Raw genomic sequence first — 23,171 nt, 5'->3', positions numbered from 1 at the left:
ATTCGCCGTGGTCGCCGAACCGCGACGCTCGATGCATGACAGTCATCGAGATCGAGAACCTGGCGAAGAACTACCAGGCGAACCAGGCGGTGCACGGTCTCTCCCTGCGCGTCGAGCAGGGAGAGATCTTCGGGATCGCCGGCCCGAACGGGGCCGGCAAGACCACCGTGGTGGAGTGCGCGTCCGGCCTGCGCAGGCCGGACGGCGGGACGGTCCGGGTGCTCGGCCTCGACCCGCAGAGGCAGCGGCGCGAACTGCTCCAGCGGATCGGCGCCCAGTTGCAGGAAGCGGCACTGCCTGACGCCCTCCGGGTCGGCGAGGCACTGCGCATGTACGCCGCCCTGTACGACCGGCCCGCCGATTGGCGGGAGCTGCTCACCGAGTGGGGTCTCGCTGACAAGAAGCGGGCCGCGTTCGGGAGCCTGTCGGGTGGCTGGAAGCAGCGCCTGTTCATAGCGCTCGCTTTGGTCGGCAACCCGGAGGTCGTCTTCCTCGACGAGCTCACCACCGGGCTCGATCCGATCGCCCGCCGGACCACCTGGGGGTTGATCCGCGAGCTGCGCGATCGTGGCGTGACCGTCATCCTGGTCACTCACTTCATGGACGAGGCCGAGGCGTTGTGCGACCGGATCGCGATCGTCGACCACGGCCGGGTGATCGCCGAGGACACACCGGCGGCCCTGATCGCCCAGCAGCACAGCGATTCCCTCGAGGACGCCTTCTTCGCGCTGACCGGAAGGTCGCTGTCGTGAAGGGGCTGGGGCGCGTCATCGCGGTGGAGCTCTCCTTGGTCATGCGCGACCCGATGTCGGCCTTCTTCGCGCTCGCCTTCCCGCCGCTGCTGCTCTGGGTCAAGCTGCGCGGCGACGAACCCTTGCCAGGCGGTCTGCCCGAGATCGACGCGACCGTGCCGATGCTCAGCGTCTTCGTGATCGGCCTGGCCTCGCTGGTGGTGCTGCCGGCCACGCTGGCGCAGTACCGGGAGCGGCGGATTCTCAAGCGGTTGCAAGCGACTCCTGCCTCGCCCGCGCTGGTCTTCAGCTCACAGTGGGTCGCCCACCTGCTGCTGGCTGCGCTGGGGACCGTGCTGCTGATCGCGCTGGGGTTCGCGGCCTTCGACCTGTCGGCTCCAGCGAACGTGGCCGCGGTGTTGCTGGCCTGGTTGCTCGGTGCGCTCAGCCTCGGCGCGCTCGGGTTGCTGATCGGCGCTCTCGTCCCCAACGCGCGGGCCGCGACCGTGATCGGGTTGAGTGTCTTCTTCCCGATGGTGTTCGTCTCCGGCGCGATGATCCCGCGCGAGGTCACCTCGCAGTCGATGCGGGCGATCGGCGACCTGACCCCGATGGCCCCGGTGGTCGAGACGATCCGCGACGCGTGGGCCGGTAATGCCCTTTCCCCGCTTACCCTGAGCATCATGGCAGCGATAGCCCTGGTCGCCGGCGGCGCCGCCGTACGGGCCTTCCGGTGGTAGATGACTCGCGGTGGGATCGCGCCGAGCCGATCCTTCCGTACCTGTTCATCCTGCTTCCAGCCGTCTTCGCCGTACTACGGGACTGGCGCCCAGAAGCCCTCGTCGCACCGCTCGCCCTCGGAGCCTGGCATTGGCTGCTGATCGATCGACGCCGGGCCAGCCACCCGGCCGTGATGATCGCGTACTTCGTTGTGCTGCTGGCCTTTCTCGCCGTGTTGCTCAGGATCGACTCGGTCTTCTTCGTCACCGGGATCGGTGCGTTCGTCCTGGCTTTCACCTTGCTGCCCGGCTGGTGGGCGTACGCCGGAGTCGCGGCGACGGCCGGCGTACTGGTCGGCGTACGGGCTCGGTCGGGGAGTTCTGCCCGGGAGTTGATCTTCTCGTTCCTGGTCGCCGTACTGATCGCCTCGGCGGTCGGGCTGACCACGCGGGCGATCGCCGAGCAGAGCGAGCAGCGCAAGCTGATGATCGGCAAGTTGCAGGAGCTCGCGGAGGAGAACGCCGAACTGCAAGCCCGGCTGCTGACTCAGGCGCGCGAGGCCGGTGTGTTGGACGAACGTCAGCGAATGGCCCGGGAGATCCACGACACGATCGCGCAGAGCCTCACCGGCATCCTGACCCAGTTGGAAGCGGATGACGGTGCGGGCCAGCGGCTCGAAACCGTGCGTGGGCTGGCCAGGGATGCGTTGACCGAAGCGCGCCGCTCCGTCCAGGCTTTGCGTCCGACGCCGTTGGACGACGCGCAGTTGGCGACCGCTCTGCACGAGGTTGCGGACAAGTGGTCGGAGTCCAGCGTCGTCACCACGTCAGTCGAAATCACCGGTGAACCCCGGCCACTGCACGTCGAGGTCGAGGTCGCGCTGTTGCGTGTCGCTCAAGAGGCGCTTGCCAATGTCAGCAAGCACGCGCGGGCCAGTCGCGTCGGAATCACCCTCTCCTATATGGAAGACGTCGTCGCACTCGACGTCCGCGACGACGGCGCCGGCTTCGTCCCAGCCCGTACTGCGGGCTTCGGGCTGGTCGCGATGCGCCAGCGCGTCACCCGGCTGGCCGGCGCCTTCGAGGTCGAGACGGCACCCGGGCAAGGGACTGGGATCTCGGCCACTGTCCCTGCCATTCCGCCCGAGGGGAGCACCTCATGATCCGCTTGCTCATCGTTGACGACCACCCGATCGTGCGGGACGGGCTGCACGGGATCTTCGCGGGGGATGACAGCTTCGAAGTGGTCGGCGAGGCAGCCGATGGACCTGAGGCTCTGGTGGTCGCGGTGCGGACCCGGCCTGATGTGGTGTTGATGGATCTGCGGATGCCGAAGATGAACGGCGCTGAAGTGATCCGACGGCTTCGCGAACAGACGCCAGGCGTGCAGGTCCTCGTGCTGACCACCTTCGACGACGATGCCGATGTGCTGCCGGCGATGAAGGAAGGCGCGATCGGCTATCTGCTGAAGGACACTCCGCGCGCTGAGCTGCGTAACGCAGTACTTGCTGCTGCCCGAGGGGAGACCGTGCTGTCGTCAACCGTGGCTGGAATCCTGACGGCGCCCCAGCAGCAACAGCAGCGGCTGAGTGACCGCGAGCTCGAAGTACTGGGCCTGGTCGCGCGCGGAGCGACGAACCGGGATGTCGCGACGAAGTTGTTCATCACCGAGGCGACGGTGAAAACCCATCTCCTGCACGTGTTCGCGAAGCTGGAGGTGAACGACCGGGCAGCCGCTGTCGCGGTCGCCTACGAGACCGGATTGCTCAAGCCTGGCGGCTGATCCGGCCGTTCCTCTGTCAGAGCCAGTTCTCTCGGGCGGCGTGCAGGGCCAGCTGAAAACGCGTGCTGGCTCCGGTGCGGTTCATCAGGCGTTCGAGGTAGCGGAAGAAGGTCCGGCGGCTTATGCCCAGGGTGCGGGCGATCGTGTCGTCGGCGGCACCGGTGGCCAGCAGCGCGAGCAGCCGGCGTTCGATCGGCTCCAGCCGATCGTCCTCGGTGCCGACGGATGCGTGCAGGGGAAGGGCGTTGCGCCAGCACAGCTCGAACATGCCGAGCAACGCGGTGAGCAGGCTGCTCGGCCGGATGATCAGCAGGGACCGGTTCACGTCGGTGTCGCGCACCGACATCGACACGAACGCGATCGCACCGTCGATGATGGTCAGCTTCGCCGGGACGTCGGGCAGCACCCGCGCCTGCTCGCCGGCCTCCACGCAGGGCAGGATGTTCTCGGTCAGGTAGCCCGGTACTTCGACGGACTCCGGTGAGTAGACGATCCGGTAGGAGACGCCGCGCTTGAGCTGCTCGATCTCCTCCTGGTTCGGACCGGCACCCAGGTAGTACGGCGGGGTGTCGATGGCCAGGATCTCGCGTTGCGCGCTGCCCTTGATCTGGTGGATCCGCTCGACGATCGCGCTGCCGGTGACGACCTCGATCAGGTGCGTGGTCGACTCGTTGTGCACGGTCCGGCGGAACTCGTCGTACGCGTTCAGGACCTCGATCCTGGCCTGCTTGAGCTCGGACTCGCGGCGCAGCGTGAGGGCTTCCAGGCCGGCGTCCGGGGGCACCGGCAGAAAGCGGGAGTGGTCCGATCCCGACCGCCGCGCCAGCCCGGCCTGGACCAGGCCGCCGAGCGTCCCCTCGATGCCCTGGGCAAGATCCGGTACGGCGGTGTCGAGCTCGGCGACCGAGCAGGGCCCGGTCCGCAGCAGGTGCTGGTAGACCTGGATCTCGTCGTCGGTCAGGCCGAGCACCCGCAAGTGGTCGGCACGCTCCGTGTCGGTCGAGCTCATGACCCTCCCATCCCTCCCGAGCGCGCTCACCATGCGCTACCAACGCTCCAGACTAGAGCGAACCGCGAAACCCCGATGGCACTGTCCGTATCCCGGCAGGTGCGCCGAGCAATAATTGTTGTTCTGTCAGCATTCTTGTGCCGTGTCACCATCTGGCCACCATTTCCGCGCAGTCGTGAGCGAGAATTGAGGTCCAGCAGCCCGGCGACGGACCACCTGAGCGCCGCCGGGCTGCTGTTCCAATTCTGGCCCCAGTTCGCGGTCCCGTCAGCGATCGCCGTTTCGGTTGGGTCTCGATCCCGGCGGATCGGTGCCCTCGCACTTCCGTGCCATCACCGGCTGTGCCGGAGGGTGTACAAACTGTGCATCTCCATCGTGAGGCCGATGAGGAGGAGACCCCTATGTCGCAGCCACTGCGTCAGGTTCTGCCCAGGCATCGCCGGGCCTTCGGCCATGGTGCGATGACCGCCGCCCTGGTCATCGTGCCGGTGCACTCGGCACGTGCCCGGACCCGCCTGCCAGGCGACGCGATCGCCATGGGCGAGACCGGCTCCCGGGTCGCCGGTGGGATCCCCCCAGAGCCAGGCGAGCTTCCGTGGATGGTGAGGCTGTCCACGGGAAGCGATGCCACGACCGGTACCGCTCAGCAGTCGCTGACCGCCGGGCCCTGGGTGGATTCCGCCGGCATCACACGTTCCAGGCCGGCGTCGCTGTCGGCGGTTCCGGCGTACCGCAGAGGCAGCTACACCTTCTGAGTCGTGACGCACGGAGGCCCTGGCCGGATCGGCCAGGGCCTTTGCGTTCGTGGCGTTTCTCACGCCTTCGGGGGCTGCGAGCTGCGCAGCCGGCCCGGATCAGCTGGCCAGGAAGGAAGAGAGCACCTTGGCCGAGTAGTTGCCGTTGTGCAGTCGGCGGACGAAGCCCGGGCCCTGCGCCGCGATCTTCTGGGCCCGCTCGCGGTCGTCGAGCAGCTCGAGCGCTACCTCACGGATGTTCTCGACCGTCGCCTCGACGATCGGGAGCTCGTCGCCGTTGGCCTCCTGGACCCGCTGGCGGTTGTGCTCGGTGACGTGGCCCAGCACGACCCGTCCGGCCGCCATCGCCTCGCAGGCCGTGACGCCGTAGCTGCCCAGCCGGAACTGGTCCAGGACGAGGTCGGCCGAACCGATGATGCGTCGCACCTCCTCGGGCGAGACGCCCTCGATGCGGCGGTACTCCACCAGGCCGCGCTCGTGCAGGTCGTTCATTGCCTCGTCGACCTGCTCCGAGCCCTTGAACTTCGAGCTGGTGGGCATGTGCACCGCCACCGGCTTCGGCCGCTCCATCGGCGGCTCCGGGGTCTCCCACAGGGCGAGGTCGACCACCACCGGGCACCAGGTGGCACCGGGGAGGTCGTCGAGGAGGTCAGGTGTGGACACGAAGGCCGGCATGTCGATCGAGGCCAGCCCCGCGAGATTGCGGCGGACCTGCCGCTCCAGTACGTCGACGTCGGCCCACTCCTCCCGCACGTACGGCGAGAAGGGGTAGTTCTCCCGGTGCAGGCTGGGCAGCCGCACATCGCGGCCGTGCGCGATGGTGGCGATCCGCAGGCCGTACCCGGTCAGCACCCGGGCCTCGGTGAAGGCGTTGAGGCTCAGCAGCGAACCGAACATCGGCCGCTGGGCCTCGATCAGCGCGTGGGTGAAGTTTTGCCGGACGTACTCGAACTGTTCACGTTGCCACTCGGGCGAGCGCAGGTAGACCTGCTCGGGAACGTGGTGATCGGAAGGGAACCGGAAGCCGCTGGGGATACCGACCATGGTGACGGCGCCGACGCCGGGCAGCTGCCGCTCTGCCGCCCGTGCCCACAACCAGCCCTGCCCGGCGAAGTTGGCCGGCGCGACGTACAGGCGGGTGGGAGTCTCCGGCGCGGGTGGGCGGGCGGCTCGGGCCTGCTCGACCAGCTCTGGCGGCACCGGCGGCACCGCGGGACGGACCACGCGCGTCTGGACTCCGCCGAGGCGGGCAATATAGTGGTCAGCCCGGCGCGGCAGCCGCCGCCGCACCGCCTTGACCTGGGGGCGGAAAGGGCGGAGGAGCGCACGGACTGGGCCGCGGAGTGCGCGGAGCACGAGGCGGCGTGGCGCGCGAACCATGGTCTTGAGCTGCGACATTAAGAGGCTTTCGTCGGAGGGGTCGGCAACGCGGACGAGCGTCGTCGGTCCACCCGCCCGGTGCTTAGACTACCCCGCACCGGTCCACCGCCCGGTGCTCAGACTAGCCCGCTCGGTGCATAGACTGCCTCGGGAGAAGGCGCCCCGGTGGGGCGTCTCAGCCATCTGGTGAGGAGACAACGATATGAGTGCGCATCCGCGCATTGTGGTACTCGGACTCGGCTACATCGGACTTCCGACTGCCGTCGTCCTGGCCCGTGCGGGCTGCCGGGTCACCGGTGTCGACCTCGACCAGGGAAAGGTCGAGGCGGTCAACAACGGCGCCCTGCCGTTCGTCGAGCCCGACCTCGACTACGTCCTGCGCGATGTAGTGGCCTCGGGAGCGCTGGACGCCACCACGGAGACGCCGGCGGCCGAGGCGTACATCGTCGCGGTCCCCACGCCGTTCCTGGAGGACAAGACCGCTGACCTCAGCTACGTGCTGTCGGCCGCGCGGTCCATCGCGCCGAAGCTGACCGGCGGCGAGCTCATCATCCTGGAGTCCACCTCACCGCCCGGCACCACGCAGCGGATGGCCGAGGAGATCCTCGCCACAAACCCCGCACTGAGCCTCGACGGCGCCGACGGCCGTCCGGTCATCCACGTCGCGCACTGCCCCGAGCGGGTGCTGCCCGGCCGGATCATGGCCGAGCTGGTCGAGAACGACCGCATCATCGGTGGCCTCACCGAAGAGGCGGCGCTGCGGGCCAAGGTGCTGTACGAGCGCTTCTGCCGCGGCGAGCAGCTGCTCACCGACGCGGTGACCGCCGAGATGGCGAAGCTCACCGAGAACTCCTTCCGCGACGTCAACATCGCCTTCGCCAACGAGCTGTCGATCATCTGCGACAAGCTGGGCATCAACGTGTGGCGGCTGATCGAGCTGGCGAACCACCACCCGCGGGTGAACGTCCTGCAGCCCGGCCCGGGCGTCGGCGGGCACTGCATCGCCGTCGATCCCTGGTTCATCGTGTCCGCCGCGCCCGAGGAGTCCACCCTCATCCGCACGGCACGGCAGGTCAACGACGGTAAGTCGGGCTACGTCGTCGGCCGCGCGGTCGAGGCTGTCGCCAGCAGCCACGCGGGGACGGTTGCCGCGCTGGGCCTGGCGTTCAAGGCCAACATCGACGACCTGCGCGAGTCGCCGGCCCGCCAGATCGTCCGCGACCTGGCCGCCGAGCTGCCGAACTGCAAGATCCTCGCGGTCGAGCCGCACATCGAGAAGCTGCCGGCCGATCTGGCCGGGCTGTCCAACGTCGAGCTGGCCGACGCGGCCGGGGCGGTTGCCGCTGCCGACGTCATCCTGCTGCTCGTCGACCACGACGAGTTCCGCGGCGTCGACCGGTCGATGCTCGAGGGCAAGCGCGTGATCGACACGAAGGGCCTCTGGCGCTGATGCCCGCTTCGCTGCCCAGGCGTGTGATTCGCAAGGCCCGGCGGTCCGTCAGCGGTCACCGCCGGGTGCACGAGACGCCGGACTCGCAGTGGCGAGCGACCGAGCGGATCCTGTCCCTGCGCTACCCCGAGCAGCTGCTGACCGAGCCGGACGCCGAGATCGAGGCCGAGGAGGCGCCGGACGCCGAGGCCGACCGGTTCGACGCCCGGCGTGAGCTGGCGACGGCCACCCGCGCTGTCGCTGTCCTGACCGGCGCGACGGCGCGGAAGCTGGGCGACGTCCTGCCTGTCGCCGCCGTGGCGCCGGGATCGCGGTCGCTCGGTGCCGGGCTCGAGCCTGGCGACCTGCTGGTGATCGAGCGGGCCGCCCTGCAGTCCGGTCCCTGGAGCACTGCCGAGACCTCGTCCGGTACGGCGCTGCTGCTCGAGATCCTGGAGTGGGCCGCGGAGGCCCGCGATCGCGGCGCGCCCGTCATCGTGCTCGACTCCGCTGACGCGCCGAACGTCGGCACCAACCTGCTGCGCAACGCCGCCGACGTGGTGCTGCCGCGCGTCGAGGAGGCCGACCCCGTGCTCGGCCCCGTGCCCATGTCCCCGGTCGTGAGCCTGCTCGACCGAGTCGCCCGCGCCGCCGTCGAAAGAGACTGATGACCACCGATTCCTCCACCCCCGTGGAGCGCCGTGTCCTGCTGTACAGCGACGGAAACACCAACATCATCGACGGGTCGACCATCTGGCTGGTCTCGATGGCCCAGGTGCTCGCGCGGACGAACTCCCACGTCACGCTGCTGCTGAAGAACCGGATCATCTCGCGCAAGATGCTCGAGCCGCTCGACGGCATCGACAACGTGACGGTGGTCGACCCGTTCGCGGCGCTTGGCGACACCGTCCCGCCGACGAAACTGCTGTCGGTGCGGCAGGCCGCGGAGAAGGTCGTGGAGCTCGACCGCGCCCACCGGTTCGACAAGATCATCTCGCGCGGCTTCAACATCTCCCACGAGCTGGCGATCACCCGCGAGTTCGACGGCCGGTTCTGGCCCTACGTCATCGACCTCCCGGAGCCGGGGACCGAGCCCACCCCGCAGCGGCTGCGCGATCTCGAGGAGATCGCCCTGTCGTCCGAGCGGATGCTGGTGCAGACCGAGGACTCCCGGTCCTACATGGAGTACCGGGTGCCGTCGTCGGTCGGCAAGTGCGTCGTGATCAACCCGATGATCCCCGACGACCTGGGCCCGATGCCGGGCCGGTCGGCGCGACCGGCGGGCCGGCTGCAGGGTGTTTACGCGGGCAAGTTCGCCGAAGGGTGGATGACGCTCGAGCTGTGCGACGTACCTCGGCTGCTGGCCGAGCGCGGCGTCAACCTGTCGCTGTCGATGATCGGCGACAAGATCATGCACTTCAAGCACAACCCGACCTGGCGCGGCCGGATGAAGGCCGCCCTCGGCTCCAGCCCGGGCGTGGAGTGGGCCGGCGGGCTCTCCCGCGACGACGCGACGGCGTACTCCAAGACCGCCGACATCGGGTTCAGCTGGCGGTCGCGGGCGCTCGACTCCACCCATGAGCTGTCCACCAAGGTGCTCGAGTACTGCGCGATGGGCGTGGCCCCGGTGGTCAACCGGATCGCCGCGCACGTGGAGCTGCTGGGCGAGGACTACCCGCTGTTCGTCGACTCCACCACCGAATCGGTGCTGGATGCCGTCGAGCGGGTGGCCCGCGACCCCGATCTGCTCGAGGACGCCCGCAAGAAGGCGATGGACGCCATCGACCGGTACCGGATGGCCACCACGGTCGAGCGCATCCACGCCGCGCTCCGGGCGACCGAGGTGCGGCCGACCGTCACGCTCGCGAGCGGGCGCCCGCTGCTGCTCGTCGGCGCCAACCTGACGGCGTCCCGCGCCACCCACACCGTACTGCGGCAGACTGCCGGCCAGGTTCGCATTGCCGAGTGGGACCCGACCCTGACGGGCCAGGAGCAGCCCCGGCTCGGCGACCTGTCCGCCGCCGGCACTGTCGTCGTCGAGGACGCGGCGCCGTACCTGCCCTGGGCCACCCGTCGCAAGGCTGCCGGCCAGCGCCTGGTTGTTCACATCCGCGACCTGCGCACCGACGAGCCGGCTCTGCGTGAGGCGAACCTCGAAGAGATCGACGCGTTCGTGTTCCAGGCCGAGCCCGACCTGGCGGCGTTCGCTGCCGCGTTCGACGTACCGACGGAGCGCCTGCACCTCGCGCCGGTCCCGGTCGACACCGGCTACGTGGACCGGCCGGCTCTGCCTGGCCGTCAGTACCGGGTCGGCGTACTCGACCTGAGTCCGTCAGCTGCCCGGCCCGACGTCGCCATCACGGTACTGCGCGGCCTGCTCGCCGCCGATGAGCAGTTCAGCCTGCACTTTCGTGATCGGCTGCCCTGGGAGACCGAAGAGCGGTGGGTCGACCAGCTCGAGCGCTCTTACTACCGGACCCTGGTCGCCGATCTCACGGCAACGCCAGAGGTCGCCGCGCGGGTCGCGTTCGAGCGCCCCGACAGCGACCTGCCGAGCTGGTATCGCAAGATCGGCTGGCTGCTGGTCCCGCACCGCCGTGGACGGGTCGACCAGCGGGTCGTCGAGGCTCAGGCCGCCGGTGTGGCGGTCCTGACGCCTGCCGAGGACGGCGCTGCGGAGCTGTACGGGCCGGATGCGCCGTTCGACTCGATCGACGGTGTGGTCCGGAAGATCGCCGCCGCGTCCGCGGAACCGGCGGAGTTCGCCCGGCTCAGCGCCGCATCGCGGCTGCACGGCGGCCGGCACGACCTCGCCGTCGTCCGCCCGGCCTGGGCCGCCGCGCTGAACGGCTGACACCCCGGAAGCGTCAACGGCACCAGGAGATCGCGGGTCGTGCCAGGCCCGCGATCCTGGTGCCGCTCAGCTAGTACGTCTAGTACGTCAGCCGGTGAAGTCGGGGAGGCGGGTGCCCTTCCCGAACAACGCCCGGAGAGCTGCGACAGAGCGCTCGGTGGCGTGCCCGTCGCCGTACGGGTTGACCGCCCGTGCCATCGCCGTGTAGGCCGCCGGGTCGAGGTACAGCCGCTCGACCTCCTTGACGACCCGGTCCTCGTCGGTGCCGATCAGGCGGACGGTGCCGGCCTCGACCGCCTCGGGGCGCTCGGTGTTCTCGCGCATGACCAGGACCGGCTTGCCGAGGCTCGGCGCCTCCTCCTGGATGCCGCCCGAGTCGGTCAGGACGATGTGCGCGGAGGCGAGCAGGGTGGCGAACTCGGCGTACGACAGCGGCTCGGTGATCACGACGTTCTTGAGCTCACCCAGCAGCGGCAGCAGGGCCTCGCGGACCACGGGGTTGCGGTGCACCGGCAGGACGATGGTGAGCTCCGGGTGCGCGGCAGCGATGCGAGCCAGCGCGCGGCCGACCCCTTCCATCGCGGCGCCCCAGCTCTCCCGGCGGTGGCTGGTGACCAGGAGGATCGGTGCCTTCGACTCGACCAGTGCGGCCAGCTGCGGGTCGGCCAGCGGTACGGGCTGGGCGGCGGTCGCGAGCAGCGCGTCGATCACGGTGTTACCGGTGACGACGATGGTGCTGGGGTCGACGCCCTCACGGAGCAGGTTGGCCCGGCTGCCGGCCGTCGGGGCCAGGTGCAGGGCGGTGATCTGCGAGGTCAGGCGGCGGTTCGCCTCCTCGGGGAACGGCGAGCTGATGTCGCCGCTGCGCAGGCCGGCCTCGACGTGCACGACGGGGATGCGGCGGTAGAACGCCGCCAGCGCGGCCGCAGTCGACGTCGTCGTGTCGCCCTGGACGATGACCGCGTCGGGGGCCTCCTCGGCCAGTACCGGGTCGAGCAGGTCCATGATGCGCGCGGTGATGGCCGCGAGCGTCTGCCCTGGCTGCAGGATGTTCAGATCGTGCTTCGGGGCGATGCCGAACAGGTCGTTGACCTGGTCGAGCATCTCGCGGTGCTGGCCGGTGACCACGGGCACCGACTCGATGTCGGGCTCGGCCGCGAGTGCCGTCAGAACGGGTGCGACCTTGATCGCCTCCGGACGGGTCCCGTAGACCGTCATGATCTTCATTGCAGGGGGTACCTCTCTGTTTTGGGTCGGCACTAGCAGCCGCCCTACGGTAGCCGCCGCCGCTCGTGAGTGCCGCATGGCTCCGGCGGACGCGGTGGCGCCGAACCCCTGCGGGGGCCGCGATTCGACCTTGTACGCTGGCGTTACGCGGCCCCGCGGCGATCACGGTCGGCACGCTCTTTCCGTGCCCAGACAAGCGGATTGGCTGTCGAAGGCTGTCAAATGTATATTCCAGATAACGATCGGCGAAACACGACTCTTCAGTCGGTTGCACACTCGGGCGCGACGTTCGGTTGCCGTCTGTGCGTTGTTGATCACTATGGAGGACCACTGTGTCGTCGGTCATGGCGCCGATCCGCTACTCTGCTTCCCGGTCCGCGTGGCCGCCGTACCGGGCGGCGACACGACACCTAGCAGAGAGAGGCGTCGCCTGAATGAACGCGACTAGCGTCGACGAGGAGTTCAACCCGTCGGTGCACGTGTACGAACCGCACAAGGTCGGCCTACCGAAGCTGTCCCCTTACTTCCGGGCGCTGTGGCAGCGTCGTGAGTTCGCGGCAGAGATGTCGCGGACCGGGATCCGTGCGGCGAACACCAACACCTTCTTCGGACAGGTGTGGCTGGTGCTGAACCCGTTGATGCTGGCCGGTGTCTACTACGTGCTGGTCGACATCCTCAGCGGAGGCGCTTCGAAGGACGACGCGTCGGCCCGGTTCGTGCACCTGTGCGCGGGCCTGTTCGCGTTCTACTACTTCTCCGGCGCGATGACGACCGGAGCGGCCAGTGTCGTCGGCGGTGGCAAGCTGCTGATGAACATGTCGTTCCCCCGGATGCTGCTGCCGCTCTCGGCGCTGCGGACGGCGTTCTTCCGCTTCCTGCCGACGCTGATCGTCTACGGCGCGATTCACCTGATCATGCGGCAGCCGCTGAAGTGGCAGATGCTGCTGGCCCCGATCTTCCTGTTCCTGCTGACGGTTTTCGCGGCCGGGATGGCGATGATCTTCGCCGCGCTGCAGGTGTACTTCCGCGACACCACCAGCTTCCTGCCGTACTTCGTCCGGATCTGGCTGTACCTGTCGCCGGTCCTCTGGTTCGCCGAGGATGCTCCGAAGAAGTTCCAGGCGTTCATCCAATTCAACCCGCTCTACTCCCTGCTGGGTGGCTGGACCGACCTGCTGGTCCGGGGGTCGATCCCCGAACCCAAGATCTGGATCGGTGCGACGGTCTGGGCGGTAGCCGCGGCCCTGATCGGTGGCTTGTTCTTCATGTCGAGGGAGCGTGAGTTCGTTGTCCGTCTCTGAGGCAGAGAAGAAGCAGATGCAGAAGCTCCAGCCCGGTGTCCCGGCCGTCAAGGTCCAGGACGTGTCCATCACCTACCGGACCACGTTCGAGCGGGTGCCGACGTTCAAGAGCGCGATCGTCCGGTTCGGCCGCGGCGAGCGGGCCGTCCGCGAGGTCAAGGCCGTCCAGAACGTGTCCTTCGACGTCGACCAGGGCGCCACCATCGGCATCATCGGCGCGAACGGCGCCGGCAAGTCGACGCTGATGCGCGCGGTGGCCGGCATCCTGCCGCCGACCTCGGGCCGGATCGAGGTGCACGGCCGGGTCTCCACCCTGCTGTCCCTCGGTGTCGGCTTCAACGCGATGCTGTCCGGCCGGGAGAACGTCGTCCTCGGTGGTCTGGCGGCCGGCCTGAGCCGCAAGGAGATCAAGGAGCGGTACGAGGAGGTCGCGGAGTTCGCCGAGCTCGGTGACTTCATGGAGATGCCGATGCGGACGTACTCGTCCGGCATGTTCCAGCGGCTGGCGTTCTCGGTGGCCGTCCACATGGACCCGGACATCCTGCTGATCGACGAGGCGCTGTCCGCCGGTGACGCGTCGTTCAAGACCAAGGCCGCCGCCAAGATGACGGAACTGGTCAGCAACAGCCGGACGATGTTCCTGGTCAGCCACGCGATGGCCAGTGTCCGCGAGCTCTGCAACGACTGCATCTGGCTGCACAAGGGCAAGGTGATGATGCGCGGCGAGCCCAACGAGGTGATCGCGGCGTACACCAAGTTCCTCCAGGTCGGCGAGAAGGAATCCGCCTCTCTCGAGGACCTCTGACCATGCCCAAGGCCGGGCCCCACACCGGGGCACGCAGTACGGCGCCGGACGTGGGGATCATCACCACCGGTCACGACGTTGCCGACGCCCGTCTGCACAAGATCACCGCGGCACTGCAGCATCGTGGCCTCAGTGTCGAGCTGTGGGGCCTCGGTGACGCCGAGGGTGGGCCGGCCGGTGCATCCGTGCACGCCGGCCCGCGCGGCAGCATGCTCCAGCGGCTGGCCCGGACCGCGGTCCTGCCGTGGCGGACCAACGCCAAGGTGGTGATGACGGTCGACCCGGACATGATCCCGATCACCCGGCTCGTCACCACCCTGCGCCGTCGCAGGATGGTCGCCGACGTCCATGAGGACTACCGCCGGCTGCTCGCCGACCGGGCTTGGGCGAAGGGCCCGGCCGGGTTGCCGGCCCGGCTGATCGTCCGGGCCGGTTCCAAGCTGGCCGCCGGTGCCGACCTGACCGTCGTCGCCGACTCGTATCTCCCGCCGCACCAGGCGAAACGACGGCTGGTCGTCCAGAACTTCCCGTACATCCCGTTCCTCACCCCCGCGCCGCCCTCGGGTACGCCGCGGGCGGTGTACGTCGGGGACCTGCGGGCCAGCCGTGGCCTGTTCGACATGGTCGAGACCGTCGCCGCGGCGCCGGACTGGTCCCTCGACCTGATCGGCCCGGTCGCGCCGTCGGACCGGGACCGGCTCGAAGCCCGGATCGCGGAGCCTGACCTGGCCGGCCGGATCCGGCTGCACGGGCGGCAGCCACCGGCTGACGCGTGGCGGCTGACCAAGGGTGCCTGGGCCAGCCTGGCCATGCTCCAGCCGACGCCGGCCTTCGTGGAAGCGATGCCGTCCAAGATCTACGAGTACCTCGCCAGCGGATTCCCCGTCCTGTCCACCCGGCTGCCCCGGCAGACGAAGGTGATCGAGGAGTCCGGTGGCGGAGTCCTGGTGGACTCGGTGGCCGAGGCGTCCGAGACGCTGCGACGCTGGTCGGCGGACCCGGGTGAGCTGGAGAAGCTGCGCGACCACGCACTGCAGTGGGCGGCCGACCACCTGCCCGCGACCACGCCGTACGACGAATTGGCCGACGCGATAGTCGACCTGCTGAAAGGCAGGGTATGACCGACAGTCGCCCGCATGTGCTGTACGTCGCCTGGGGCTTCCCGCCCTGCCGGAGTGGCGGCGTCTACCGGGCTCTGGCCACGGCCAACCGGTTCGCGGCGCTCGGCTGGCGGGTCACCGTCCTGACGGCGGAGCGGGAGGCCTTCCACCGGTTCACCGGCGCCGACCCGACGCTGGAGGAGCGGGTGGACCCGGCCATCGAGGTCGTCCGGGTGCCGTTCGAGTGGCCGCTCCTGGAGGCCGACCTGCGCCGCTGGTCCAAGGCCCGCGCCGCGAACCCCAAGGTGTGGCGCAAGTGGCGGATCAAGCAGGACCAGGTTGCCTTTCCGGAGGCGGCGTACGGGCCGTGGCGCTCGGTGATCGAGAAGGCCGCTGAGCAGATCCACGCCACGGACAAGGTCGACCTGACCGTCGCCACCGCGAACCCGCACGTCACGTTCACCGCGGCGTACCGGCTGCACAAGAAGCACGGCGTGCCGTACGTGATGGACTACCGCGACGCCTGGCTGCTGGACGTCTTCACCGGCGACCGCCTGCACCAGCCGAACAGCCGCGCGGCGCGCTGGGAGAAGAAGCTGGTCGAGTCGGCCCGTGAGGTCTGGTTCGTGAACGACCCGATCAAGGACTGGCACGAGAAGCTCTACCCGGCCCAGGCCGGCAAGCTGCACACCGTCGCCAACGGCTTCGACCCCGACCTGGTGCCGGACGTCACCGCACGCGCCGCCGCAACCGATCGGCCACTGGTCTTCGGGTACGTCGGCACGGTGACCCCCAAGGTCCCGCTGGCGGAGTTCGTGGAGGGCTGGCAGCTGGCCAGGTCGCGGTCCGGGGAACTCGAGGGCGCGCGGGCGAAGATCCACGGCTACCTCGGGTACTACGCCCAGCCGCGGGCGGACATGCTCGCCACCATCGACGAGGCGGCCGAGGCCGGCGTCAGCTACGAGGGCCCGGTCGGCAAGGCGGAGATCGCCAAGGCGTACGACGAGTTCGACGTCCAGCTGCTGATGCTCGGCAAGGGTCGCTACGTGACCAGCGGCAAGGTCTTCGAGTACCTGGCAACCGGGTTGCCGATCGTCTCGGTGCACGACCCGGACAACGCCGCCTCCGACGTACTGCGCGGACACCCGCTGTGGTTCCCGGTCTCGGACGTGACGCCGGAAGCCATCGCCACCGCGCTGATCGACGCTGCGCACGCTGCCCGGACGGCCGACGACGGGATCCGGGCGAAGGCGCGTGAGTTCGGCGTCTCCTACCGGCGGGACCTGCAGTTGGACCCGCGGATCGAGGCACTGGCCGCCACCGTGCAGGGGGTCGCCGCGTGAACGTCGTACTGCTGACCACCAAGGCGCTCCCTCCCACGTACTTCGACACCGTCCGTGAGGAGCTCGGCGACCCGGACATCACGCTGGACGTGATCGGCTGGGTTGCGCCGGAAGCTGACCTTGACGACGAGGTCAGCTTCACCCTGATCGGCCCCGGAACGCCGGCGCCAGCCCCGAAGTACAGCAAGGTGGTCGACGAGAAGTTGCCTAAGGCAATCACTGCGTCGAAGCCGATGCGCCTCCTGCGCGCGAACCGGGCCGGCAAGGAGCTCGGAAAGGCCTACTGGGCAGCGATTCTGAGCCACCGCGACGTGCTGGACACGATCGACAAGGCCGCTGTCGTTGTGGCCCTGGACGACGGCGCGATCTGGGCCGGCTGGAACCTCGGCCAGCGCAACCCGGCGATCCCGGCGATGCTCGGTGTCCCGGCTGCCCGGCGCGAGCTGGAACTGCTGAAGGCACCGGCAGGTCATGGGTGATTCGATGACTGTGTCGCGTTCGCTCCGCGAGCACCTTCCGGCGCCACTGGCCAGGACCGCGGGAGCGGCCCGGCGGCGCCTGCGCGGCCTGCGGTACTCCTACGTGCGGCTGCCCGCCTTCCCGCCGGTGGCGACGACGCCGGTGCGGATGCTGGTCGGCCCGACCAACTCAGCCGGTCAGGGGCACGCCTGGGCCCAGGCTGCGAATCAGATCGACGGGGTCAGTGCCGTCTCGTTCGCCGTCCATCGCAAGGGACAGTTCGAGTTCGCCGACGACTACGGTGTGCCACTGGCCTGGTTCGGTCAGCCGCGCTGGCAACGGGCCCAGCAGCAGCACATCGAGAGCTCCTACACGCACGTGATGGTCGAGTCCGCGCGCCCGATCTTCGGTGCCCGCGGTTACCCGGACGCCGAAGCCGACATCACCGCGCTGCTCGCGAAGAACCTCGACGTCTCCTTGTTGTTCCACGGCTCCGACATCCGCCTGCCCAGCCGGCACGCGGAGCGCGAGCGCTGGTCGCCGTTCACCCCGGGTGACGACCTGACCGACCGCCTGGAGAAGCAGGCCCGCCGGCACGCTGAGCTGGTGCAGAGCCTCGGCCTGCCGGTCTTCGTGTCCACGGTCGACCTGCTGGACGACGTACCGGACGCGGAGTGGCTGCCCGTCGTGATCGACCCTGAGCCGTGGCACCAGGCCGCCCGGCCGCTGTTCAGTACCGAGAAGCCCGTCGTCGCGCACGTCCCGTCGAACGCGAAACTCAAGGGCACCGAGGAGATCGACGCCGTCCTCACGCGTCTGCACGAGGCGGGTCAGATCGAGTACCGGCGGATCACCGGCGTCCGGCACGACCAGATGCCCGCCGTCATCGGCGACGCCGACCTCGTCGTCGACCAGCTCCGGATCGGCCTGTACGGCGTGGCGGCCGCCGAGGCGCTGGCCGCCGGGCGCATCGTGGTTTCGTACGTCGGTGACACGGTCCGCGAGCGGATGCGTAGTCTGACAGGGCGGGATGTGCCGATCGTCGAGGCGGATCCCGGCACCCTGGGTGATGTGGTGACCGGCCTGCTGGCCGATCGTGACATCGCCACCGAGCGGGCGGCCGCCGGCCCCGGCTTCGTGGCGGAGCTGCACGACGGCAGGCGCTCGGCCGCCGCACTCACCCGCTGGCTCACCTCGAAGGAGATCTTGTGACGTCCCGCATCGCGGCAACCGCCGATGTCGACCAAACCGCGCAGATCGGCGCCGGGTCGTCGATCTGGCACCTGTCCCAGATCCGCGAGAACGCGGTCCTGGGTGAGAACTGCATCGTCGGCCGGGGAGCCTACGTGGGCTCCGGCGTGCGGATCGGGAACAACTGCAAGATCCAGAACGACGCCCTGGTCTACGAGCCGGCGGTGCTCGAGGACGGTGTGTTCATCGGCCCGGCCGTCGTGCTCACCAACGACCACTTCCCGCGCGCGGTCAACCCGGACGGTTCGCTGAAGAGCGGCCACGACTGGGAGCCGGTCGGCGTGACGCTGAAAGAGGGCAGCGCGGTCGGCGCACGCTCGGTCTGCGTGGCGCCGGTCACCATCGGCCGCTGGGCTACGGTGGCGGCTGGTGCGGTGGTGACCAAGGACGTGCCAGACTTCGCGCTGGTCGCCGGGGTCCCGGCGCGGCGGATCAAGTGGGTCGGCCGGGCCGGCGTGCCGTTGCAGGAGACCGGCGACGGCGGCTGGAAGTGCCCGACCACGGGTGAGACGTACATCGAAGAGGACGGACGGCTCCGGCCGGCCGACGAAAACCAGGAGGAGAACTGATGGTGCAGCCGATTCCGGCCGCGAAGCCGATCATCGGGGAGGAGGAGCGGGAAGCAGTCGACCGTGTGATGCGCAGCGGAATGCTCGCCCAGGGTCCTGAGGTCGCTTCGTTCGAGCAGGAGTTCGGCGCAGCGCTGGTCTCCGGCCGAGCCTGCGTCGCGACGAACTCGGGCACCTCGGGTCTGCACCTGGGCCTGCTGGCCGCGGGCGTCGGTCCCGGCGACGAGGTCATCGTCCCGTCCTTCACCTTCGCCGCGACCGCCAACAGCGTCGCGCTGACCGGCGCGACGCCGGTGTTCGTCGACATCGAGCCGACGTACTTCTGCCTGGACCCGGCCGCGGTCGAGGCCGCGATCACCGAGAAGACCAAGGCCGTCATGCCGGTGCACCTGTTCGGTCACCCGGCCAACATGACCGCGCTCCAGGCGATCGCCGCCAAGCACGGGATCGAGATCTACGAGGACGCCGCGCAGGCGCACGGCGCGACCTGGAACGGCGCTCCGGTCGGCACCTTCGGCGAGTTCGCGATGTTCAGCCTGTACCCGACCAAGAACATGACGTCGGGTGAGGGCGGCATGAACTCGGTCGCGAACGCCGACCTCGAGCGCCGGATGCGGCTGTACCGCAACCAGGGCATGCTCAAGCAGTACGAGAACGAGGTCGTCGGCCTGAACAACCGGATGACCGACCTGCACGCCGCCATCGGCCGCGTCCAGCTCACCAAGGTCGGCGGCTGGACCAAGCAGCGCCAGGAGAACGCCAGCTTCCTGGACAAGAACCTGCAGGGCGTGGTCGTACCGACCGTGGCCCCCGAGGCGACGCACGTCTACCACCAGTACACGATCCGGGTGACCGAGGACCGGGACGGCTTCGCCGACGCGCTGCGCAACGAGCACGGCGTGGGTTGCGGTGTCTACTACCCGATCCCGAACCACCGGCTGCCCTCGTTCAAGCGTGAGCTGGACCTGCCGCAGACCGAGAAGGCCGCTGCCGAGGTGCTCTCGCTGCCGGTCCACCCGTCGCTGTCCGAGGAAGACCTGGACCGCATCGTGACCGCGGTCTCGACCGTCGCGAAGGCTGGTGCCTGAGATGGCGAACCTGCGCGCCGGACTGATCGGCCTGGGCATGATGGGCCGCCACCACGCCCGCGTCCTGGGCTCGCTCGAGGGCGTCGACCTGGTCGCCGTCGCCGACCCGGGTGGTGACAAGCACGGCGTGGCCAACGGCCTGCCGGTGCACGAGAACATCGAGCAGCTGATCGCCGCCGGGATCGACTACTGCATGGTCGCGGTGCCGACGCAGTACCACACCGAGATCGCCAAGGCGCTGGCCGAGGCCGGCGTGCACGCGATGATCGAGAAGCCGCTGGCCGGCTCCTCGGCCGAGGCTCAGGAGATCGCCAAGGCCTTCGAGGCCGCCGGCGTGATCGGCGCCGTCGGGCACATCGAGCGGTACAACCCGGCGCTGCAGGCGCTGCGGGTCCGCCTCGCGGCCGGTGAACTGGGTGACATCTACCAGATCACCACCCGCCGTCAGGGCCCGTTCCCGTCCCGGATCGCCGACGTCGGCGTGGTGCTCGACCTGGCCACCCACGACATCGACCTGACCGCGTGGGTGACCCAGTCGCCGTTCGCCTCGGTGTCCGCGCAGAGCGCGCACAAGAGCGGCCGGCAGTACGAGGACCTGATCGCCGTCACCGGCAGGCTGCAGGACGGCACCGTGACCAGTCACCTGGTCAACTGGCTGTCTCCGATGAAGGAGCGGCTCACCATGGTCACGGGTGAGCGCGGCGCGTTCATCGCCGACACCCTGACGGCCGACCTGTCCTTCCACGCCAACGGCACCGTCCAGACCGCCTGGGACGACGTCGCGCACTTCCGCGGTGTCAGCGAGGGCGACATGATCCGCTACGCGATCGCCAAGCCCGAGCCGCTGAAGGCCGAGCACGAGGCGTTCCGCGACGCGGTCCTGGGCAAGGAGACGGACATCGTCACCCTGCAGCAGGGTCTGGCCACCGTGGTCGTCGCGGAAGCCGTCATCGCGTCGGCGGCCGACGGCGGCAAGTCGGTCAAGCTGATCGACGAGCCGGCCGGCGGAGGGGCGCGGGCCGCGCAGTCATGAAGGTCCTCAGCGTCGTCGGGGCCCGCCCGCAGTTCGTCAAGCTCGCCCCGATCGCGGAGGCGTTCGCCGCCACCGCGCACGAGCACGTCATCGTGCACACGGGCCAGCACTATGACAAGAACATGTCGGACGTGTTCTTCGCCGACCTGAGGATCCCGGCGCCGGACGTCCACCTCGGGGTGGGCTCCGGCAGCCACGGAGTGCAGACCGGCGCGATGCTGTCCGCGCTGGACGCCGTGCTGGACGAGCACCGGCCGGACTGGGTGCTCGTGTACGGCGACACCAACTCGACGCTGGCCGGGACCCTGTCGGCGGTGAAGATGCACCTGCCGGTGGCACACCTCGAGGCCGGGCTGCGCTCGTTCAACCGGCGGATGCCGGAGGAGCACAACCGGATCCTCACCGACCACGCCGCCGACATCCTGCTGGTCCCGACCCAGGTGGCGATGGGCCACCTGGCCAACGAGGGCCTGACGGACCGGGCGCGACTGGTCGGCGACGTGATGACGGACGTGTGCTTCCGGGTGCGCGACGCGGTCTCGAAGAACAACACGTTCGACCTGCCCGAGGGCCTGAAGGCCGGGGAGTACGTCGTGGCGACGATCCACCGGGCCGAGAACACCGACGACCCGGACCGGCTGGCAGCGATCGTCGACGGTCTCGCCGACGCCGGTCACCCGGTCATGCTGCTGGCGCACCCGCGGCTGGTGGCCAAGTGCGCGGAGCAGGGCATCAAGCTGGAGCGTCCGGGCGGTTCGCTGCATGTCCGGGAGCCGCTGGCGTACCCGGAGATGGTCGCGGCCGTGCTGGGCTCGTCCGGCGTGGTCACCGACTCCGGTGGCCTGCAGAAGGAGGCCTTCCTGCTCGGCCGGGTTTGCACCACGCTGCGCACGGAGACCGAATGGGTCGAGACGCTGGAGGACGGCTGGAACGTCCTCACGTCCGACATGAGCAAACTGCCCGAGCTGGCCGCCCGGCCGGCGCCGGTAGCCGACCGCCCGATGCCCTACGGAGACGGGCACGCCGCCGGGCGTGTCGTCACCGCTCTCACGGAGTAGCTACGTGACCGCCGACGTACACAGCCAGCCGCCCACCCCGGGGTCCTCGGGGTCGGCGGCTTCGGCCCTTTCTGCGACCGACACCGTTACGACCGACACGGTGAAGACCGACGACGCGGCCACGCCGCCGCCGGGCGCTCCGGTCAGCACCTTCCCGGGTGAGTCCGGCCCGCCGCCGGCCGACCCCCGCAAGCGGCTGCCGCGGGTGGAGTCGCTCACCGGTCTGCGTTGGTGGGCGGCGTTCTTCGTCTTCGCGCACCACATGACCAACCTGGCGCCGCTGCCGATCCACGACTTCCTGAAGTACGGCACCTCCGGGGTGACGTTCTTCTTCGTGCTGTCCGGTTTCGTGCTGACCTGGTCGGCCCAGCCGGGGACGAAGGTCCGGACCTTCTACCGCCGCCGGTTCGCCCGGATCTGGCCGGCCCACATCGTCGCGCTGGTCCCGGCGATGTTCGTCTTCTACCGGTTCGATCCGCCCGAGAACATGTGGTGGATCAAGCCGTTCTCGATCACCGTCCTCGTCTTGTCGGTGTTCCTGCTGCAGGGCTGGTCGAACGACTCGGCCATCCTGTACGGCGGCAACCCGGCCTCGTGGACGCTGTCGGTGGAGGCGTTCTTCTACGCCTACTTCCCGTTCATGCAGCGGGCCACGGTCAAGCTGAAGCGGACCGGTGGCTTCATCCTGTGTGTCTCGGTGATCGTCATCGGCGTGGCTTATCGGCTGGCGTTGTTCCACTTCAAGGACGTCGTACCGGTGCTGCCGCAGCCGGTGCTGCACTCGGTCGCGTTCTTGTTCGGTATCGGCCTGGCGATCATGTTGCGGACCGGCTGGAAGCCGCGCATCCCGGTCTGGTTCGCCTTCCTGGTCACCGCCGTCGGCCTGTTCACCCTGTGGTACTCCGGTGAGCACCCGGCCAAGGTCCCGTTCGCGGTCACGATGAGCCTGACCCAGAAGGAAATCCTCACGCTGCTGTACGGCTTCCTCCTGCTGGCCGTCGCCTCCCGGGACACCCGCGGCGGCCGGTCACTGCTGCGCAGCCGCCCGTTGGTTGCCCTGGGCAAGTGGTCGTACGCCTTCTACCTGGTGCACGCCACCATCCTGTACGCGATCAAGGAGTACCACGGTGTGGCCGGCCCGGTCGGCTGGTCGAACCTGACCTGGTACGCCGGGATCTGCGCCATCTCGGTCTTTGCCTCGTGGCTGCTGTACAAGTTCGTCGAGCACCCGCTGGAACGCAAGCTGCGGGGTCCCCGATGAAGAATCACTACTCAGT

At 69.3% G+C, this 23,171-nt stretch carries 22 protein-coding genes; 19 read left to right on the top strand and 3 right to left on the bottom strand.

The window, feature by feature from the left end; genetic code table 11:
• Window positions 1–35: 35 nt before the first annotated feature.
• The 4 genes from AB0F51_RS07790 to AB0F51_RS07775 are packed head-to-tail and all read left to right on the top strand — an operon-like array spanning window position 36 to window position 3,233.
• Window positions 36–752: an ABC transporter ATP-binding protein gene (locus AB0F51_RS07790; protein ID WP_360275695.1), complete on the top strand. Its 717-nt coding sequence runs from the start codon at window positions 36–38 to the stop codon at window positions 750–752.
• The gene (locus AB0F51_RS07785) at window positions 749–1,471 is read left to right on the top strand and encodes an ABC transporter permease (protein ID WP_360275692.1); all 723 of its coding nucleotides are present in this window, start codon (window positions 749–751) and stop codon (window positions 1,469–1,471) included. The genes AB0F51_RS07790 and AB0F51_RS07785 overlap by 4 nt, the downstream gene beginning before the upstream one ends.
• Window positions 1,465–2,613, top strand: a complete 1,149-nt coding sequence (locus AB0F51_RS07780; protein WP_360275690.1) for a sensor histidine kinase — start codon at window positions 1,465–1,467, stop codon at window positions 2,611–2,613. The genes AB0F51_RS07785 and AB0F51_RS07780 overlap by 7 nt, the downstream gene beginning before the upstream one ends.
• Window positions 2,610–3,233 carry a response regulator transcription factor gene (locus AB0F51_RS07775; RefSeq protein ID WP_360275688.1) on the top strand — a complete coding sequence of 208 codons (624 nt, stop codon included), beginning with the start codon at window positions 2,610–2,612 and terminating at the stop codon, window positions 3,231–3,233. Before AB0F51_RS07780 ends, AB0F51_RS07775 begins: the two co-directional genes overlap by 4 nt.
• A gap of 16 nt (window positions 3,234–3,249) precedes the next feature.
• On the opposite strand, the gene AB0F51_RS07770 is transcribed toward AB0F51_RS07775, so the two are convergent.
• Window positions 3,250–4,242, bottom strand: a complete 993-nt coding sequence (locus tag AB0F51_RS07770) for a helix-turn-helix domain-containing protein (RefSeq protein ID WP_360275686.1) — start codon at window positions 4,240–4,242, stop codon at window positions 3,250–3,252.
• 401 nt (window positions 4,243–4,643) lie between these two features.
• Here AB0F51_RS07770 and AB0F51_RS07765 point away from each other — a divergent pair, with 401 nt between their 5' ends.
• Window positions 4,644–4,997: a hypothetical protein gene (locus AB0F51_RS07765; protein ID WP_360275683.1), complete on the top strand. Its 354-nt coding sequence runs from the start codon at window positions 4,644–4,646 to the stop codon at window positions 4,995–4,997.
• 99 nt (window positions 4,998–5,096) lie between these two features.
• Here AB0F51_RS07765 and AB0F51_RS07760 read toward each other — a convergent pair whose 3' ends face one another.
• Window positions 5,097–6,395 (bottom strand): hypothetical protein, encoded by a 1,299-nt coding sequence (locus AB0F51_RS07760; RefSeq protein WP_360275680.1) that lies wholly within the window; start codon window positions 6,393–6,395, stop codon window positions 5,097–5,099.
• Between the two features lie 184 nt (window positions 6,396–6,579).
• Here AB0F51_RS07760 and wecC point away from each other — a divergent pair, with 184 nt between their 5' ends.
• Genes wecC through AB0F51_RS07745 form a run of 3 tightly spaced genes read left to right on the top strand, consistent with a single transcriptional unit; the run spans window position 6,580 to window position 10,660 of the window.
• Entirely contained in the window at window positions 6,580–7,827 is a 1,248-nt protein-coding gene (wecC, locus tag AB0F51_RS07755; protein WP_360275677.1) for a UDP-N-acetyl-D-mannosamine dehydrogenase, read from the top strand.
• Window positions 7,827–8,474, top strand: coding sequence for a hypothetical protein (locus AB0F51_RS07750; RefSeq protein ID WP_360275674.1), 648 nt, complete (start codon window positions 7,827–7,829; stop codon window positions 8,472–8,474). The genes wecC and AB0F51_RS07750 overlap by 1 nt, the downstream gene beginning before the upstream one ends.
• Window positions 8,474–10,660, top strand: a complete 2,187-nt coding sequence (locus AB0F51_RS07745) for a glycosyltransferase (RefSeq protein WP_360275672.1) — start codon at window positions 8,474–8,476, stop codon at window positions 10,658–10,660. The genes AB0F51_RS07750 and AB0F51_RS07745 overlap by 1 nt, the downstream gene beginning before the upstream one ends.
• Window positions 10,661–10,747: 87 nt before the next feature.
• Here AB0F51_RS07745 and wecB (AB0F51_RS07740) read toward each other — a convergent pair whose 3' ends face one another.
• Complete coding sequence (gene wecB / locus AB0F51_RS07740; RefSeq protein WP_360275669.1) at window positions 10,748–11,887, bottom strand: UDP-N-acetylglucosamine 2-epimerase (non-hydrolyzing); 1,140 nt, start codon at window positions 11,885–11,887, stop codon at window positions 10,748–10,750.
• A 434-nt stretch (window positions 11,888–12,321) separates the two neighbouring features.
• Here wecB (AB0F51_RS07740) and AB0F51_RS07735 point away from each other — a divergent pair, with 434 nt between their 5' ends.
• From AB0F51_RS07735 to AB0F51_RS07685, 11 genes are read left to right on the top strand one after another with little or no spacing between them, the layout of a single operon-like run.
• Window positions 12,322–13,188 (top strand): ABC transporter permease, encoded by an 867-nt coding sequence (locus AB0F51_RS07735; RefSeq protein WP_360275667.1) that lies wholly within the window; start codon window positions 12,322–12,324, stop codon window positions 13,186–13,188.
• Entirely contained in the window at window positions 13,175–13,993 is an 819-nt protein-coding gene (locus AB0F51_RS07730; RefSeq protein ID WP_360275665.1) for an ABC transporter ATP-binding protein, read from the top strand. The genes AB0F51_RS07735 and AB0F51_RS07730 overlap by 14 nt, the downstream gene beginning before the upstream one ends.
• 2 nt (window positions 13,994–13,995) lie before the next feature.
• Entirely contained in the window at window positions 13,996–15,114 is a 1,119-nt protein-coding gene (locus AB0F51_RS07725) for a glycosyltransferase family 4 protein (protein WP_360275662.1), read from the top strand.
• The gene (locus AB0F51_RS07720; protein ID WP_360275659.1) at window positions 15,111–16,436 is read left to right on the top strand and encodes a glycosyltransferase; all 1,326 of its coding nucleotides are present in this window, start codon (window positions 15,111–15,113) and stop codon (window positions 16,434–16,436) included. Before AB0F51_RS07725 ends, AB0F51_RS07720 begins: the two co-directional genes overlap by 4 nt.
• Window positions 16,433–16,915: a hypothetical protein gene (locus AB0F51_RS07715; RefSeq protein WP_360275656.1), complete on the top strand. Its 483-nt coding sequence runs from the start codon at window positions 16,433–16,435 to the stop codon at window positions 16,913–16,915. Before AB0F51_RS07720 ends, AB0F51_RS07715 begins: the two co-directional genes overlap by 4 nt.
• Before the next feature lie 4 nt (window positions 16,916–16,919).
• Entirely contained in the window at window positions 16,920–18,107 is a 1,188-nt protein-coding gene (locus AB0F51_RS07710; protein ID WP_360275653.1) for a hypothetical protein, read from the top strand.
• Window positions 18,080–18,715: a DapH/DapD/GlmU-related protein gene (locus AB0F51_RS07705; RefSeq protein WP_360277244.1), complete on the top strand. Its 636-nt coding sequence runs from the start codon at window positions 18,080–18,082 to the stop codon at window positions 18,713–18,715. Before AB0F51_RS07710 ends, AB0F51_RS07705 begins: the two co-directional genes overlap by 28 nt.
• On the top strand, window positions 18,712–19,803 hold the full coding sequence (locus AB0F51_RS07700) for a DegT/DnrJ/EryC1/StrS family aminotransferase (RefSeq protein ID WP_360277241.1): 1,092 nt from the start codon (window positions 18,712–18,714) through the stop codon (window positions 19,801–19,803). The genes AB0F51_RS07705 and AB0F51_RS07700 overlap by 4 nt, the downstream gene beginning before the upstream one ends.
• A 1-nt stretch (window position 19,804) precedes the next feature.
• A complete protein-coding gene (locus AB0F51_RS07695; RefSeq protein WP_360275650.1) occupies window positions 19,805–20,836 on the top strand; it encodes a Gfo/Idh/MocA family oxidoreductase in 1,032 nt (343 codons plus the stop codon).
• Entirely contained in the window at window positions 20,833–21,894 is a 1,062-nt protein-coding gene (wecB, locus tag AB0F51_RS07690; RefSeq protein WP_360275647.1) for a UDP-N-acetylglucosamine 2-epimerase (non-hydrolyzing), read from the top strand. Before AB0F51_RS07695 ends, wecB (AB0F51_RS07690) begins: the two co-directional genes overlap by 4 nt.
• A gap of 4 nt (window positions 21,895–21,898) precedes the next feature.
• Window positions 21,899–23,155 carry an acyltransferase gene (locus AB0F51_RS07685; protein ID WP_360275644.1) on the top strand — a complete coding sequence of 419 codons (1,257 nt, stop codon included), beginning with the start codon at window positions 21,899–21,901 and terminating at the stop codon, window positions 23,153–23,155.
• Window positions 23,156–23,171 lie beyond the last annotated feature (16 nt).

It is taken from the genome of Kribbella sp. NPDC023855, from assembly GCF_040639475.1.
In the GTDB taxonomy this organism is placed as follows: Bacteria; Actinomycetota; Actinomycetes; order Propionibacteriales; family Kribbellaceae; genus Kribbella.
The sequence above is the reverse complement of the archived record's forward strand: the minus strand, read 5'-3'. Positions and strand labels throughout refer to the sequence as shown.

What these genes read in the sequence shown, in the direction of transcription:
- AB0F51_RS07790 (WP_360275695.1), top strand. Translation starts at nt 36, where the DNA reads ATGACAGTCATCGAGATCGAGAACCTGGCGAAGAACTACCAGGCGAAC.
- AB0F51_RS07775 (WP_360275688.1), top strand. Translation starts at nt 2,610, where the DNA reads ATGATCCGCTTGCTCATCGTTGACGACCACCCGATCGTGCGGGACGGG.
- AB0F51_RS07770 (WP_360275686.1), bottom strand. Translation starts at nt 4,242, where the DNA reads ATGAGCTCGACCGACACGGAGCGTGCCGACCACTTGCGGGTGCTCGGC.
- AB0F51_RS07765 (WP_360275683.1), top strand. Translation starts at nt 4,644, where the DNA reads ATGTCGCAGCCACTGCGTCAGGTTCTGCCCAGGCATCGCCGGGCCTTC.
- AB0F51_RS07760 (WP_360275680.1), bottom strand. Translation starts at nt 6,395, where the DNA reads ATGTCGCAGCTCAAGACCATGGTTCGCGCGCCACGCCGCCTCGTGCTC.
- wecC (WP_360275677.1), top strand. Translation starts at nt 6,580, where the DNA reads ATGAGTGCGCATCCGCGCATTGTGGTACTCGGACTCGGCTACATCGGA.
- AB0F51_RS07750 (WP_360275674.1), top strand. Translation starts at nt 7,827, where the DNA reads ATGCCCGCTTCGCTGCCCAGGCGTGTGATTCGCAAGGCCCGGCGGTCC.
- AB0F51_RS07745 (WP_360275672.1), top strand. Translation starts at nt 8,474, where the DNA reads ATGACCACCGATTCCTCCACCCCCGTGGAGCGCCGTGTCCTGCTGTAC.
- wecB (WP_360275669.1), bottom strand. Translation starts at nt 11,887, where the DNA reads ATGAAGATCATGACGGTCTACGGGACCCGTCCGGAGGCGATCAAGGTC.
- AB0F51_RS07735 (WP_360275667.1), top strand. Translation starts at nt 12,322, where the DNA reads ATGAACGCGACTAGCGTCGACGAGGAGTTCAACCCGTCGGTGCACGTG.
- AB0F51_RS07725 (WP_360275662.1), top strand. Translation starts at nt 13,996, where the DNA reads ATGCCCAAGGCCGGGCCCCACACCGGGGCACGCAGTACGGCGCCGGAC.
- AB0F51_RS07720 (WP_360275659.1), top strand. Translation starts at nt 15,111, where the DNA reads ATGACCGACAGTCGCCCGCATGTGCTGTACGTCGCCTGGGGCTTCCCG.
- AB0F51_RS07710 (WP_360275653.1), top strand. Translation starts at nt 16,920, where the DNA reads ATGACTGTGTCGCGTTCGCTCCGCGAGCACCTTCCGGCGCCACTGGCC.
- AB0F51_RS07695 (WP_360275650.1), top strand. Translation starts at nt 19,805, where the DNA reads ATGGCGAACCTGCGCGCCGGACTGATCGGCCTGGGCATGATGGGCCGC.
- wecB (WP_360275647.1), top strand. Translation starts at nt 20,833, where the DNA reads ATGAAGGTCCTCAGCGTCGTCGGGGCCCGCCCGCAGTTCGTCAAGCTC.